This is a genomic window from Pseudomonas extremaustralis (genome assembly GCF_900102035.1).
Classification (GTDB): Bacteria; Pseudomonadota; Gammaproteobacteria; order Pseudomonadales; family Pseudomonadaceae; genus Aquipseudomonas; species Aquipseudomonas extremaustralis.
This window is the reverse complement of record NZ_LT629689.1, coordinates 3,074,818-3,088,164: the sequence shown is the minus strand read 5'-3', so window position 1 is coordinate 3,088,164 and position 13,347 is coordinate 3,074,818. Positions and strand designations below refer to the sequence as shown.

General features: G+C 62.4%; 10 protein-coding genes. 7 read left to right on the top strand and 3 right to left on the bottom strand.

All coding sequences use genetic code 11. The features are described from left to right. Positions 1-37: 37 nt before the first annotated feature. From mupP to BLR63_RS14115, 3 genes are all read right to left on the bottom strand, one after another. Positions 38-709, bottom strand: coding sequence for an N-acetylmuramic acid 6-phosphate phosphatase MupP (gene mupP / locus BLR63_RS14125; RefSeq protein WP_010566495.1), 672 nt, complete (start codon positions 707-709; stop codon positions 38-40). Between the two features lie 4 nt (positions 710-713). Then, complete coding sequence (gene ubiG, locus BLR63_RS14120) at positions 714-1,412, bottom strand: bifunctional 2-polyprenyl-6-hydroxyphenol methylase/3-demethylubiquinol 3-O-methyltransferase UbiG (protein WP_010566496.1); 699 nt, start codon at positions 1,410-1,412, stop codon at positions 714-716. Positions 1,413-1,475: 63 nt separating this feature from the next. Further along, positions 1,476-2,807 carry a TRZ/ATZ family hydrolase gene (locus tag BLR63_RS14115; protein ID WP_010566497.1) on the bottom strand — a complete coding sequence of 444 codons (1,332 nt, stop codon included), beginning with the start codon at positions 2,805-2,807 and terminating at the stop codon, positions 1,476-1,478. 109 nt (positions 2,808-2,916) lie between these two features. Between BLR63_RS14115 and mtnA the strand changes: the two genes are divergently transcribed. The 7 genes from mtnA (at position 2,917) to cmk (ending at position 13,342) form a co-directional block, all read left to right on the top strand. Continuing rightward, entirely contained in the window at positions 2,917-3,993 is a 1,077-nt protein-coding gene (mtnA, locus tag BLR63_RS14110; RefSeq protein WP_010566498.1) for an S-methyl-5-thioribose-1-phosphate isomerase, read from the top strand. A 303-nt stretch (positions 3,994-4,296) separates the two neighbouring features. Further along, positions 4,297-6,951: a DNA gyrase subunit A gene (gyrA, locus tag BLR63_RS14105; protein ID WP_010566499.1), complete on the top strand. Its 2,655-nt coding sequence runs from the start codon at positions 4,297-4,299 to the stop codon at positions 6,949-6,951. A 164-nt stretch (positions 6,952-7,115) separates the two neighbouring features. Then, entirely contained in the window at positions 7,116-8,201 is a 1,086-nt protein-coding gene (gene serC / locus BLR63_RS14100; protein ID WP_010566500.1) for a 3-phosphoserine/phosphohydroxythreonine transaminase, read from the top strand. Further along, positions 8,201-9,295, top strand: coding sequence for a prephenate dehydratase (gene pheA, locus BLR63_RS14095; protein WP_010566501.1), 1,095 nt, complete (start codon positions 8,201-8,203; stop codon positions 9,293-9,295). The genes serC and pheA overlap by 1 nt, the downstream gene beginning before the upstream one ends. Positions 9,296-9,304: 9 nt before the next feature. Then, positions 9,305-10,417 (top strand): histidinol-phosphate transaminase, encoded by a 1,113-nt coding sequence (gene hisC, locus BLR63_RS14090; RefSeq protein ID WP_010566502.1) that lies wholly within the window; start codon positions 9,305-9,307, stop codon positions 10,415-10,417. A 28-nt stretch (positions 10,418-10,445) separates the two neighbouring features. Continuing rightward, positions 10,446-12,656, top strand: a complete 2,211-nt coding sequence (locus tag BLR63_RS14085) for a bifunctional prephenate dehydrogenase/3-phosphoshikimate 1-carboxyvinyltransferase (RefSeq protein WP_010566503.1) — start codon at positions 10,446-10,448, stop codon at positions 12,654-12,656. After that, complete coding sequence (gene cmk / locus BLR63_RS14080) at positions 12,653-13,342, top strand: (d)CMP kinase (protein ID WP_010566504.1); 690 nt, start codon at positions 12,653-12,655, stop codon at positions 13,340-13,342. The genes BLR63_RS14085 and cmk overlap by 4 nt, the downstream gene beginning before the upstream one ends. The last annotated feature ends 5 nt before the right edge of the window (positions 13,343-13,347 follow it).

Below are 13,347 nucleotides of genomic sequence, written 5' to 3'. Positions count from 1 at the left end.
GGAGGGAGCTTCATAGGTCAGCAGGACCGGTAGGCCATCAGCAACTGCACAGTGCGTGATCCAGCACTTTGCGCAATTCCAGTGGGTGGTCCACCACCACATCGGCGCCCCAGTGGCGCGGGTTGTCATCCGGGTGGATGTAGCCATAGGTGACCGCCGCCGTACGCGTGCCGGCGTCGCGACCGGACTCGATGTCACGCAGGTCATCGCCTACGAACAACACGCTGGCCGGGTCCAGGTCGAGCATCTTGCACGCCAGGATCAGCGGTTCCGGGTCCGGTTTGCTGTTCTTCACGTGGTCCGGGCAAATCAGCAGCGCCGAACGTTCGGCCAGGCCCAACTGCTGCATGATCGGCTCGGCGAAGCGCACCGGCTTGTTGGTGACCACGCCCCAGATCAAGTTGGACTTCTCGATGTCCTCCAGCAGTTCGGCCATGCCGTCGAACAGAGCGCTGTGGATCGCGCAGCCCTCGAGGTAGCGCTCCAGGAACTCCTGACGCAGCTCTTCAAAGCCAGGGGACTCCGGGTCCATCGAGAAGGTCACGGCGACCATCGCCCGCGCGCCGCCGGAGATTTCATCGCGGATGTGCTGGTCGTGAATCGGCTCCAGGCCGCGGTCGGCGCGCATGGCCTGGCAGATGGCGATAAAGTCCGGAGCGGTGTCCAGCAGGGTACCGTCCATATCGAAGAGAACCGCTCGCAACTTCACAGGCTTACTCCTCGCGCAGGGTCTGGATCATGTAGTTGACGTCGACGTCGCTGGCCAGCTTGTAGTGCTTGGTCAGCGGATTGTAGGTCAGGCCGATGATGTCCTTGACGGTCAACCCGGCCTGGCGGCTCCACGCGCCCAGCTCGGACGGACGGATGAATTTCTTGAAGTCGTGGGTGCCGCGCGGCAGCAGCTTCATGATGTATTCGGCGCCGATGATCGCGAACAGATACGCCTTGGGGTTGCGGTTGATGGTGGAGAAGAACACCTGGCCGCCGGGCTTGACCATGCGGAAGCAGGCGCGGATCACCGAGGAGGGGTCTGGCACGTGCTCGAGCATTTCCAGGCAGGTGATCACGTCGAACTGTTCCGGCATTTCTTCGGCCAGGGCTTCGGCGGTGATCTGGCGGTATTCGACGTTCACCCCGGACTCCAACTGATGCAACTGGGCCACGGCCAACGGCGCTTCGCCCATGTCGATCCCCAGCACGGTGGCGCCGCGCTGGGCCATGGCTTCGCTGAGGATGCCGCCGCCGCAACCGACGTCCAGCACTTTCTTGCCGGCCAGGCTGATGCGTTCGTCAATCCAGTTGACCCGCAGCGGGTTGATGTCGTGCAGGGGTTTGAACTCGCTTTCGCGGTCCCACCAGCGATGGGCCAGGGCTTCGAATTTGGCGATTTCGGCGTGGTCGACGTTGCTCATGGTGCATCCTCTGAATCTGATAAATCGGTGGGCGGTGCTGAACGCACGGGTTCAGCACCGGCGTTATTCGTGGTGCCCGCTGATGCGTTGGCCCCAGGCGATGGCCATGGCGGTCAACTGTTGCTCATCCATGCGGGTCAATTGCCGATCGTCGAGCAACTGCTTGCCGGCGACCCAAAGGTGTTTCACGCAATCGCGTCCGGTGGCATATATAAGCTGTGAGACCGGATCGTAGATCGGTTGTTGCGCCAGCCCTGAAAGATCGAAAGCCACAATATCCGCCGCCTTGCCTACTTCCAGCGAGCCAATCTCGCTTTCCATGCCCATGGCCCGGGCACCGTTGAGGGTGGCCATGCGCAGCGCGCGGTGCGCATCCAGGGCGGTGGCCGAACCGGCGACGGCCTTGGCCAGCATCGCGGCGGTGCGGGTTTCGCCCAGCAGGTCGAGGTCATTGTTGCTGGCGGCGCCATCGGTGCCGATGGCCACATTGACGCCAGCTTGCCACAGACGCTCCACCGGGCAGAAGCCGCTGGCCAGTTTCAGGTTCGATTCCGGGCAGTGGATCACGCTGGTGTTGCTTTCTACCAGCAAAGCCAGGTCGTCCTCGCTGATTTGGGTCATGTGAACGGCCTGGAAGCGCGGGCCCAGCAGCCCGAGGCGACCCAGGCGCGCCAATGGACGTTCGCCGGTCTGTTCGACAGCCCGTTGTACCTCATGGGCGGTCTCGTGCAGGTGCATGTGGATGCCTGCGTCCAGTTCTTCGGCGATCACCCGGATCTTTTCCAGGTTGTCATCGTTCACCGTGTAGGGCGCGTGGGGACCGAAGGTAATCTTGATGCGCGGGTGGTGCTTGAGGTCGCCGAACAGCTCGATGCCCTGGCGGATCGCCTCATCGGCACTGCTGGCGCCGGGGATCGGGAAGTCGAGGATCGGGATCGCTATCTGTGCGCGCATCCCGCTGTTATGCACGCAGTCGCTGGCGACCTTGGGGTAGAAGTACATGTCGCAGAAGCAGGTGATGCCACCCTTGAGCTGTTCGGCGATAGCCAGGTCGGTGCCGTCGCGGACGAAGGCTTCGTCGACCCGTTTGGCCTCGGCGGGCCAGATGTGTTTTTCCAGCCAGGTCATCAGCGGCAGGTCATCGGCCAGGCCGCGGAACAAGCTCATCGCCGCATGCCCGTGGGCGTTGATCAAGCCGGGGCTGAGCAGCATGCCCGGCAGCTCCCGCACTTCGCGGGCCGAAAGCTTCAACGCCGCCGTCCGTGGGCCGATAAAAGCGATGCGCCCATCACGGATACCCAGGCCATGGTCCTTGAGTACTACACCGGCGGGCTCGACAGGTACCAGCCAGGTCGGCAGCAACAGCAAGTCGAGCGGGGCAGCAGTGGAGGTCATTGCGGGCTTCTTCCGGGGCAGCTATCAAAGAAGGGCGAAGTATACCCGAGCGTCCTGGCTGGCGGATCGCTATAATCGGCGGCTTTTGTTCATGAGAGCGGGGTGAGGGATGCGCGATCGACTGTTGGCCGCGGAGAAAGTGAAGGCCATCGATTGGCATGATGGCGCACTGCATTTGCTCGATCAGCGAGTATTGCCATCCCGGGAAAGCTGGGTGACCTGCTCGACGGTCGATGAGGTCGCGGCGGCCATTCGCTCGATGGTGGTGCGCGGCGCGGCGGCCATCGGTATCAGCGCCGCCTATGGCCTGGTGCTCGCAGCCCGCGAGCGAATCGCCGAGGGCGGTGACTGGCAGGCCGCGTGGGAAGAAGACTACGCACTGCTTGCCGATACCCGCCCGACCGCCTCCAACCTGTTCTGGGCCCTCAAGCGCATGCGTGACCGCCTCGACCGCCTCAAGAAACACGCCGACCCGTTGATGATGCTGGAAGCCGAAGCCATCGCGATCCATGAAAGCGACCGCGAAGCCAACCTGACCATGGCGCAATTGGGCGTGGAGTTGATCCGCAAGCATCAGGGCAATGCCCAGGCCATCCTGACCCATGGCAATGCGGGCGCCCTGGCCACAGGCGGGGTCGGCACGGCCCTGGGCGTGATCCGCGCCGCCTTCCTGGAAGGCATGGTCGCGCAGGTCTACGCCAACGAAACCCGCCCATGGCTGCAAGGCTCACGGTTGACCGCCTGGGAGTTGGCGGGCGAAGGCGTGCCGGTCACGGTGAATGCCGACTCTGCGGGCGCGCATATCCTCAAGACCAAGGGCGTTACCTGGGTGATCGTCGGCGCCGACTGCATCGCCGCCAATGGCGATGTGATCAGCAAAATCGGCACTTACCAGTTGGCGGTGTGCGCCATGCACCACGGCGTGCGCTTCATGGTGGTGGCGCCGAGCTCCAGCCTGGATTTGATGATGGCCACCGGCGATGACGTCGCCCTGGAAGAGCGCGATGCCGGCGAGTTGCTGGAAGTCGCCGGGCAGCGCTTTACCGCTGACGTAGAGGCCTACAACCCGGTGTTCGACGTGACCCCGGCCGACCTGATCGACGTGATCGTGACTGAAAAAGGCATCGTCGAGCGACCGGACACCGCCAAGCTGGCCCAGTTGATGTGCCGTAGACGTCTGCATTAAGCCTATTTGTCACCGAAATCGGGGGTGGACCGGGCTCTGAGCCCCTCTCGTCGCCCTCAAGCCTGTCGTCCGTCAACTTACTATGCTCCTTGCCCATCTGGGGGATAGGTGCGTGGCGGCGATTGTGATAACATCCGGCGGTTTCCAGGGCCGCCCCGAGGGGTGGCCCATAACGTGCAGATCCGTGTCATAACTCGTTGATTTGTCGTAAGTCGTTGTCAGGCACTTTGCCGGCAGCGGCGAGCTTCGTTCGTCCCATATGGATGTGACGAGGTTTCACCCGAAAAAGGAATCAGGCTTCTCATGGGCGAACTGGCCAAAGAAATCCTCCCGGTCAATATCGAAGACGAGCTGAAACAGTCCTACCTCGACTACGCGATGAGCGTAATTGTCGGTCGGGCACTGCCTGATGCGCGCGATGGCTTGAAGCCCGTGCACCGGCGTGTGCTGTTCGCGATGAGCGAGCTGGGTAACGACTGGAACAAGCCGTACAAGAAATCTGCCCGTGTTGTCGGTGACGTGATCGGTAAGTATCACCCTCACGGCGACACTGCGGTGTACGACACTATCGTTCGGATGGCCCAGCCGTTTTCCCTGCGCTACCTGCTGGTAGACGGCCAGGGCAACTTCGGTTCGGTCGACGGCGACAACGCCGCGGCCATGCGATACACCGAAGTGCGCATGACCAAGCTGGCGCACGAGCTGCTGGCCGACCTGCACAAAGAAACCGTGGACTGGGTGCCGAACTACGACGGCACCGAAATGATCCCGGCCGTCATGCCTACCCGGATTCCCAACCTGCTGGTCAACGGTTCCAGCGGTATCGCCGTGGGCATGGCCACCAACATCCCGCCGCACAACCTCGGTGAAGTCATCGACGGTTGCCTGGCCCTCATCGACAACCCCGAGCTGACCGTCGATGAGCTGATGCAATACATCCCCGGTCCCGACTTCCCGACCGCCGCGATCATCAACGGTCGCGCCGGCATCATCGAAGCCTATCGCACCGGTCGCGGCCGCATTTACATGCGCGCCCGCTCGATCATCGAAGACATCGACAAGGTCGGTGGTCGTCAGCAGATCGTTATCACCGAGCTCCCGTACCAGTTGAACAAGGCGCGTCTGATCGAGAAGATCGCCGAGCTGGTCAAGGAGAAGAAACTCGAAGGCATCACCGAGCTGCGCGACGAGTCCGACAAAGACGGTATGCGCGTGGTGATCGAGCTGCGTCGTGGCGAAGTGCCCGAGGTCATCCTCAACAACCTCTACGCCCAGACCCAGCTGCAAAGCGTGTTCGGGATCAACGTCGTTGCATTGATCGACGGTCGCCCGCGCATCCTGAACCTCAAGGATCTGCTGGAAGCCTTCGTCCGTCACCGTCGTGAAGTAGTCACTCGCCGTACCGTGTTCGAACTGCGCAAGGCTCGCGAGCGCGGCCATATCCTGGAAGGCCAGGCGGTTGCGCTGTCGAACATCGACCCGGTGATCGCCCTGATCAAGGCTTCGCCGACTCCGTCGGAAGCCAAGGAAGCGCTGATCAAGATGCCGTGGGAATCCAGCGCCGTGGTGGCGATGGTTGAGCGCGCCGGCGCCGACTCCTGCCGTCCCGAGACCCTGGACCCGCAATACGGTCTGCGCGACGGCAAGTATTTCCTGTCGCCGGAACAGGCCCAGGCCATCCTGGAACTGCGCCTGCACCGCCTGACCGGCCTGGAGCACGAGAAGCTGCTGGCCGAGTACCAGGAGATCCTCAACCAGATCGGCGAGCTGATCCGCATCCTCAACAGCGCCGTGCGCCTGATGGAAGTGATCCGCGAAGAACTGGAAGTGATCCGCGCCGAATATGGCGACGTGCGCCGCACCGAAATCCTCGATGCCCGTCTCGACCTGACCCTGGGTGACATGATCCCGGAAGAAGAGCGTGTCGTGACCATCTCCCACGGTGGCTACGCCAAGACCCAGCCCCTGGCTGCGTACCAGGCCCAGCGCCGTGGTGGTAAAGGTAAATCGGCTACCGGCGTGAAGGATGAGGACTACATCGCTCACCTGCTGGTCGCCAACAGCCACACCACGCTGCTGCTGTTCTCCAGCAAGGGCAAGGTGTACTGGCTCAAAACCTACGAAATCCCGGAGGCCTCCCGTGCCGCCCGTGGTCGTCCGCTGGTCAACCTGCTGCCGCTGGACAGTGATGAATACATCACCACCATGCTGCCGGTCGAGGAATACACCGAAGGTCACTTCATCTTCATGGCCACTGCCAAAGGCACCGTGAAGAAGACCCCGCTGGAATCCTTCAGCCGTCAACGCAGTGTGGGTTTGATCGCCCTGGAGCTGGACGAAGGCGACGTACTGATCTCCGCAGCCATCACCGATGGCGAGCGTGAAGTCATGCTGTTCTCCGATGGCGGCAAGGTCACCCGTTTCAAGGAATCCGACGTTCGCGCCATGGGCCGTACCGCCCGCGGTGTGCGCGGCATGCGCCTGCCGGAAGGGCAGAAGCTGATTTCGATGCTGATCCCGGAAGAAGGCAGCCAGATCCTTACCGCTTCCGAGCGTGGTTATGGCAAGCGTACCGCCATCAGCGAATTCCCGGAGTACAAGCGTGGCGGCCAGGGCGTGATCGCCATGGTCAGCAACGACCGCAACGGCCGTCTGGTCGGCGCGGTCCAGGTGCTCGATGGCGAGGAAATCATGCTGATTTCCGACCAGGGCACCCTGGTGCGTACCCGTGTGGCTGAAGTGTCGAGCCTGGGCCGTAACACCCAGGGCGTGACCCTGATCAAGCTGGCCAAGGACGAAAAACTGGTTGGCCTGGAGCGTGTCCAGGAGCCGTCGGAAGTCGAAGGCGAAGAGCTTGAAGGTGAAGCGTTTGAAGGCGAGGTGATCGCAACCGGCGATGACAGCGTCGACGAACCGACCCTCGACGCTGCCGCAGACGAAGAAGAACCGCAGGAATAAGCGGACATACAGGGGGCGGATGAAGATTCGCCCCCTTGTTGTTTGTCCCCTTTGAAATATCGATGCTCCCCCTGTAGGAGCGGGCAAGCTCGCTCCTACAGGCAGCGTTAGCAGTTAATATCCGATTTATTGCACCACCCCACCAGATCAGAGTGAGATTGGATGTGAGCAAGAGAGCCTATAACTTCTGTGCCGGTCCCGCGGCGCTTCCTGAAGCAGTCCTGCAGCGTGCGCAGGGTGAACTCCTCGATTGGCATGGAAAAGGCCTCTCTGTGATGGAAATGAGCCATCGCAGCGATGAGTTCGTGTCCATTGCCACCAAGGCCGAGCAGGACCTGCGCGACCTGCTGGACATTCCCTCCGACTACAAAGTGCTGTTCCTGCAAGGCGGCGCCAGCCAGCAGTTCGCCCAGGTGCCGCTGAACCTGCTGCCCGAAGACGGCACGGCCGACTACATCGACACCGGTATCTGGTCGCAGAAAGCCATCGAAGAAGCTGCGCGCTACGGCAACGTCAACGTCGCCGGTACTGCCAAGCCTTACGATTACTTCGCGATTCCAGGTCAGAACGAGTGGAAGCTGTCGAAGGACGCGTCCTACGTGCACTACGTGGCCAACGAAACCATCGGCGGCCTGGAGTTCGACTGGGTGCCGCAGGTGGGTGACGTGCCGCTGGTGTGCGATATGTCTTCGGATATCCTCTCGCGCCCTATCGATGTGTCCAAGTACGGCATGATCTACGCCGGTGCGCAGAAGAACATCGGCCCGAGCGGTATCCTGGTCAACATCGTCCGCGAAGACCTGCTGGGCCGCGCCCGTTCGCTGTGCCCGACCATGCTCAACTACAAGGTCGCGGCCGATAACGGCTCGATGTACAACACGCCGCCGGCGTTCGCCTGGTACCTGTCGGGCCTGGTGTTTGAGTGGCTCAAGGAGCAGGGCGGTGTGGCTGCCATGGGCAAGCTCAACGAAGTGAAGAAGCGCACCCTGTACGACTTCATCGATGCCAGCGGTTTGTACAGCAACCCGATCAACCTGACCGACCGCTCGTGGATGAACGTACCGTTCCGCCTGGCCGACGACCGTCTGGACAAGCCGTTCCTGGCCGGTGCCGAGGCGCGTGGCCTGCTGAACCTCAAGGGGCACCGTTCGGTCGGCGGCATGCGCGCCTCCATCTACAACGCTGTCGATATCAACGCCATCAACGCGCTGGTGGCCTACATGGCAGAGTTCGAAAAGGAACACGGCTAATGTCTGAGCAAGAACTCAAGGCCTTGCGCGTACGCATTGACAGCCTGGACGAAAAAGTCCTGGAGCTGATCAGTGAGCGTGCGCGCTGCGCCCAGGAAGTGGCACGGGTGAAGATGGCCTCCCTGGCTGAAGGCGAAGTGCCGGTGTTCTACCGGCCTGAGCGTGAAGCCCAGGTGCTCAAGCGTGTGATGGAGCGCAACAAGGGGCCGTTGGGTAACGAAGAGATGGCGCGCTTGTTCCGTGAAATCATGTCGTCGTGCCTGGCCCTGGAGCAGCCGCTGAAGGTGGCTTACCTCGGTCCGGAAGGGACTTTCACCCAGGCGGCAGCCATGAAGCACTTTGGTCATGCGGTGATCAGCAAGCCGATGGCGGCGATCGACGAAGTGTTCCGTGAAGTGGCGGCCGGCGCGGTGAATTTTGGCGTGGTGCCGGTGGAAAACTCCACCGAAGGCGCCGTCAATCACACCCTCGACAGCTTTCTCGAGCACGACATGGTGATCTGCGGCGAAGTCGAGCTGCGCATCCACCATCACCTGTTGGTGGGCGAGAACACCAAGACCGACAGCATCAGCCGCATCTATTCCCACGCCCAGTCCCTGGCCCAGTGCCGCAAGTGGCTGGACGCCCATTACCCGAATGTCGAGCGCGTGGCGGTGTCGAGCAACGCCGAAGCGGCCAAGCGGGTCAAGGGTGAGTGGAACTCGGCGGCGATCGCCGGTGACATGGCCGCGAGCCTCTACGGCCTGACGCGCCTGGCCGAGAAAATCGAGGACCGCCCGGACAACTCCACGCGTTTCCTGATGATCGGCAACCAGGAAGTGCCGCCGACCGGCGACGACAAGACCTCGATCATCGTCTCCATGAGCAACAAGCCCGGTGCGCTGCATGAGCTGCTGGTGCCGTTCCACGACAACGGGATTGACCTGACACGCATCGAGACGCGTCCTTCGCGCAGTGGTAAATGGACCTACGTGTTCTTTATCGACTTCGTCGGCCATCACCGTGACCCGCTGGTCAAAGGCGTGCTGGAAAAAATCAGTCAGGAGGCCGTGGCACTCAAGGTGCTGGGCTCTTACCCGAAAGCGGTTTTGTGAGGCGTTAACATGAGTGCCAACTTCCTCGCCCTGGCTCAGCCGGGCGTGCAACAACTGTCGCCCTACGTTCCGGGTAAACCGGTGGACGAGCTGGCGCGTGAGTTGAACCTGGACCCGGCGAAGATCGTCAAGCTGGCCAGTAACGAAAACCCGCTGGGCCCAAGCCCCAAAGTACTGGCGGCGATTCGCGAAGAGCTGGCCGAGCTGACCCGTTATCCAGACGGCAATGGTTTTGCCCTCAAGTCCCTGCTGGCGCAAAAGTGTGGCGTCGAGCTGAATCAGGTGACCCTGGGTAACGGCTCCAACGACATTCTTGAGCTGGTCGGCCGCGCCTTCCTGGCGCCGGGCCTGAACGCCGTGTTCAGTGAGCACGCCTTTGCGGTCTATCCGATCGTCACCCAGGCCGTCGGTGCCGATGCGCGCGTGATTCCTGCCAAGGACTGGGGCCATGACCTGCCGGCGATGCTGGCAGCGATCGACGCACAGACGCGCGTGGTATTTATCGCTAACCCGAATAACCCCACCGGTACCTGGTTCGATGAGCAGGCGCTGAACGAATTCCTGCAAGACGTGCCGGAGCACGTGCTGGTGGTGCTCGACGAAGCCTACATCGAGTACGCCGAAGGCGCTGACTTGCCGGATGGCCTGGACTTCCTGGCGGCCTACCCGAACCTGCTGGTATCGCGCACCTTCTCCAAGGCCTACGGCCTGGCGTCGCTGCGCGTCGGCTACGGCTTGTCCACCGCGGTGGTCGCGGATGTACTGAACCGCGTGCGCCAACCATTCAACGTCAACAGCCTTGCCCTCGCGGCAGCGTGTGCGGCGGTGAAGGATGTCGAGTACCTGGAAGAAGGTCGTCGCATCAACGAAAGCGGCATGCTGCAACTGCAGGAAGGCTTCCGTGAACTGGGCCTGGGCTGGATTCCCTCCAAGGGCAACTTCATCTGCGTCGACCTCGGCCAAGTAGCTGCCCCGGTGTTCCAGGGTCTGTTGCGCGAAGGCGTGATCGTGCGTCCGGTGGCCAACTATGGCATGCCGAACCACCTGCGTATCACCATCGGTCTGCCGGCTGAAAATAGCCGCTTCCTGGAGGCGTTGGCCAAGGTCCTGGCTCGTGGTTGATGTCACAGCTCTGCAACCTGTTGTGCCTATGATCGGTCGCCTGGTGGTGGTCGGCCTGGGATTGATCGGCGGCTCCTTCGCCAAGGGCCTACGTGAAAGCGGGCTATGTGGCGAAGTGGTTGGCGTGGACCTGGACCCGCAATCGCGCCAGTTGGCGGTTGAGCTGGGTGTGGTGGATCGCTGTGAGGCGGACCTGGCGCTCGCCTGCCAGGGCGCTGACGTGATCCAGCTTGCCGTACCGATCCTGGCCATGGAGAAGTTGCTGGCGGTGTTGGCTGGCATGGACCTCGGACAAGCGATCCTGACCGACGTCGGCAGTGCCAAGGGCAATGTCGTGCGGGCGGCACAGCATGCTTTTGGCAGCATGCCGCCGCGCTTTGTGCCGGGGCATCCGATTGCCGGTTCCGAGCAGAGCGGGGTGGAAGCGTCCAATGCGCAGTTGTTCCGTCGGCATAAGGTGATCCTGACGCCACTGGAACAAACCGATCCGGCTGCGCTGGCCGTGGTGGACCGTCTCTGGCGTGAGCTGGGGGCGGATGTGGAGCACATGCAGGTCGAGCGCCACGATGAAGTGCTGGCGGCGACCAGTCATTTGCCCCATCTGTTGGCGTTCGGCCTGGTGGACTCCCTGGCCAAGCGCAACGAGAACCTTGAGATTTTCCGTTATGCCGCCGGTGGCTTCCGTGATTTCACGCGCATTGCCGGCAGCGACCCGGTGATGTGGCACGACATCTTCCTCGCTAATCGCGAAGCCGTGTTGCGCACCCTGGACACCTTCCGCAGCGACCTTGACGCCTTGCGCGACGCGGTCGACGCCGGGGATGGCCATCAATTATTGGGTGTGTTCACCCGTGCACGGGTGGCGCGCGAGCATTTCAGCAAGATCCTGGCGCGCCGGGCCTATATGGAAACCGCTGTGAACGCCGATGACCTGATCTTCCTCGCCAACCCGGGCGGCCGCTTGAGCGGGCGTATCCGGGTACCGGGCGACAAGTCGATCTCCCATCGGTCGATCATGCTTGGTTCGTTGGCCGAGGGCGTGACTGAGGTCGAAGGGTTCCTTGAGGGCGAAGACGCCCTGGCGACGCTGCAGGCGTTTCGCGACATGGGCGTGGTGATTGAAGGGCCGCACCACGGGCGCGTGACCATCTATGGCGTGGGCTTGCACGGCTTGAAGCCGGCGCCGGGGCCGATCTATCTGGGCAACTCCGGTACGTCCATGCGCCTGCTCGCCGGGTTGCTGGCGGCGCAGCGTTTCGACAGCGTGTTGACTGGCGATGCTTCCCTGTCCAAGCGCCCGATGAGCCGTGTGGCCAAGCCGCTGCGGGAAATGGGGGCGGTGATCGAGACCGGTCCCGAAGGGCGTCCGCCGCTGACCATTCGGGGCGGGCAAGCCCTGAAAGGCATGAGCTATTCCATGCCGATGGCCAGTGCGCAGGTCAAGTCCTGCCTGTTGCTGGCGGGTTTGTATGCCGAAGGCAAGACCTCGGTGACCGAGCCTGCGCCAACCCGTGACCATACCGAGCGCATGTTGCGCGGTTTTGGTTATCCGGTGGTGGTGGAGGGGGCGACGGCGTCAGTGGAGTCGGGTCATGGGTTGACCGCGACCCATATAGAAGTGCCAGGGGATATTTCCTCGTCGGCATTCTTCCTGGTGGCGGCTTCGATTGCCGAGGGTTCCGAACTGTTACTGGAGCATGTCGGCATCAACCCGACGCGCACGGGCGTGATCGACATCCTGCGGCTGATGGGCGCAGATATCAGCGTGGAGAACCCACGTGAAGTGGGCGGTGAACCTGTCGCCGACCTGCGGGTACGTGCGGCGGTGCTCAAGGGGATCGAGATTCCCGAGGCGCTGGTGCCGTTGGCGATCGATGAATTCCCAGTGCTGTTTGTCGCTGCGGCCTGCGCTGAAGGGCGAACCGTATTGCGTGGCGCGCAAGAGCTGCGTGTGAAGGAGTCCGACCGTATCCAAGTCATGGCTGACGGTCTGCTGGCATTGGGGGTGAAGTGTGAACCGACTCCCGATGGGATTATCATCGACGGTGGCCCGATGGGCGGTGGTGAAGTGCATGCCCATGGCGATCACCGGATTGCCATGGCTTTCAGCGTGGCGTCCCTGCGGGCGGCGGCGCCGATTCGTATCCATGACTGCGCCAATGTTGCTACGTCTTTTCCGAACTTTCTTACACTGTGTGCCCAAGTCGGCATCCGTGTTGCCCAAGAGGCTCAATTGTGAATATCAAAGCACCGGTGATTACCATCGACGGGCCGAGCGGCTCGGGCAAAGGCACGATCGCCGGCATCCTGGCCAGGCGCCTGGGTTGGTGCCTGCTGGATTCTGGCGCGCTGTACCGCCTGCTGGCATTTGCCGCACGCAACCATGGTGTCGACCTGACCAATGAAGAATCCCTGAAGCTGCTGGCCGCGCACCTCGATGTGCAGTTCGTCGGGGCGACGGAAGGTCATCCTCAGCGCATCATCCTTGAAGGCGACGATGTGACCGATGACCTGCGCAACGAACAGGTCGGTTCCTGGGCGTCCCAGGTTGCCGCACTGCCGGCCGTGCGCGACGCATTGCTGCAGCGCCAGCGGGCGTTTCAGGAGCCGCCGGGCCTGGTGGCCGATGGTCGTGACATGGGCACCGTGGTGTTTCCGGATGCGCCGCTGAAGATTTTCCTGACCGCCAGCGCCGAGGAGCGAGCCCGCCGCCGCTACTTGCAGTTGAAGGGCAAAGTCGATGGTGTTAGTCTGTCGAGTCTGCTAGATGAGATCCGTGCACGCGATGAGCGTGATACCCAGCGTGCAGTAGCCCCGCTCAAGCCGGCGGCTGATGCCATACAGCTGGATTCCACGGAGTTGTCCATCGAGCAGGTGCTGGAACGCATCTTGAGTGAGATCGCCCTTCGCGATATCACCGGGTGACCAAG